Source organism: Polynucleobacter sp. 39-46-10 (assembly GCF_002282275.1).
Map to the genome: position 1 here is coordinate 1 of NZ_NCJB01000428.1, position 1,691 is coordinate 1,691.

General features: G+C 43.6%; 2 protein-coding genes. Both read right to left on the bottom strand.

Annotation, left to right across the window (positions count from 1 at the left end; genetic code table 11):
- Nucleotides 1-109: 109 nt before the first annotated feature.
- On the bottom strand, nucleotides 110-715 hold the full coding sequence (soxX, locus tag B7X71_RS16450; RefSeq protein WP_293601525.1) for a sulfur oxidation c-type cytochrome SoxX: 606 nt from the start codon (nucleotides 713-715) through the stop codon (nucleotides 110-112).
- Between the two features lie 18 nt (nucleotides 716-733).
- Entirely contained in the window at nucleotides 734-1,432 is a 699-nt protein-coding gene (soxA, locus tag B7X71_RS16455) for a sulfur oxidation c-type cytochrome SoxA (protein WP_293598205.1), read from the bottom strand.
- Nucleotides 1,433-1,691: the final 259 nt, after the last annotated feature.

Here is a 1,691-nt window from a genome sequence, read left to right on the forward strand (position 1 = left end):
AGCTCATCCCACCCGCAGAGGCAATTGCTAATGCTTGCAGAAATTCGCGTCGATTTAAAGACATTGTGTTTTCCTAAAGAAAACAGGCCTTTCGGCCTGTTTATTTTTATTACTTGTTAACAGGCGACTCTGGATCCAGGAGCAATGCCATGACATCCTGCATTTGCTTCTCATTTAAGAGTTTGAAGTGCCCAAAACGGGGCATATTGCTACATACGTTATATGCCTTAGCATTGTTGATGCGGTTCCATGTGTACTGAACCACCTCTTTAGAGTAACCCCGTAATTTTCCGTAATTCCAAAGCGATGGGCCGATGTTTCCATAGGACACCTCTTTGATATTGATCTGGTGGCAGTTATAGCAAGATCCACCATTAACACTTCCGGGTTTGTCTTTCCAGGTCGCTCCTTTGCCACTCTGGGCAATTTTTTCTCCACTTTTCCAGTCGCCAATGTATTTACCATCAGAAGGCTGCTTGATGGTTGCCATGTTTTCATTCTGGATTTTTTCACGCATCTTTGGATCGCCGCCGCCATTCAGGTTGGCTGGGTTAGAGCAAAACTTTTGAGCCGCATCTTGATCTAAGCGATCAAGACCAGCAATGCCCTTAGCTTCAAAACTAGAGGACATCATCTTTTCAAAAGGAGTTGCAGCATGTGCAACACCAATTGATAAAGCGAGCGTGAGTGCCAATAAGGATAATTTATTTTTCATGTTGTTTATCTCCAGCGATTAACGCTTCAGTCCAGGTGCATTCATTGTTCCACCCTTGGCATTGATGGCCATGTAGAGGGAAATCGCAATTGTGTCATCAGAGATAAAAACTGGCTCTGGGAAACGCTGCTGGCGATAACAGTCATTCAGACGACGCTGCATGGTCCAGAAATTACCGCTAGATACGCGATAAGCTGGCCAGTAACCCCAACCAAGGGCTGCACCCTTTTGCTCTGTGAGATTGGGTAAGTCCTGCAAGCGAATCCGTTTACCGTTTTCACCGTGGCAAGATGCACAAGAGAAGTCCATTGGACCACCTTGGTAGAAGAATGATTTCTTACCGAGGTCATACATTTCTTTTTCTTTTGGATGCTTAGCTACAGTGTTGATTTTCATACCTTTAGATTCCGCAACAACATAGGCAACCACCGCCTCTAGATCTTTACGCTTACCTTTTTCAAAGCCCGCTTTGATAATCTCTTGACCGTTGTAGCCTTGTAACTTTTCCATACAAGTCACTAATCGGGACTCTAAGTCTTGAACTTTGTTTGTATCTTTAAAGTATTTAGGCATTTGAGTATAAGCACCCTTTACAACGCCAGGCCCCATACCTAAATCACACTTCTCCAAAGAGACATTCTTTGGGCCCATAGGCTTTTTCCAAATATCTTCACCCGCTGCCTCATACAAATCAGCAGGGTTACCATCGGCAAGCATTGCGCGATATTTCTCAATTTCGCCGGTAGGAGCTCCGCCAGTTGGAGTAGAGGTGCTTGACGATTCATTTTTCGCTGGACTAGAACAACCTTGAAGTACAGTAAAAATCCCAATAATTACGCCATATAAAATGCGTGTTTTCATGGTAACCCTTTTATAGTTTTAATTATGCGTATTGATATTAAGAAGCTGTTGCTTCATCAGTACGTTTGTCGCCTTTGCTATCGTTCCAAGTTACAACAATCTTGTCACCCTTAGC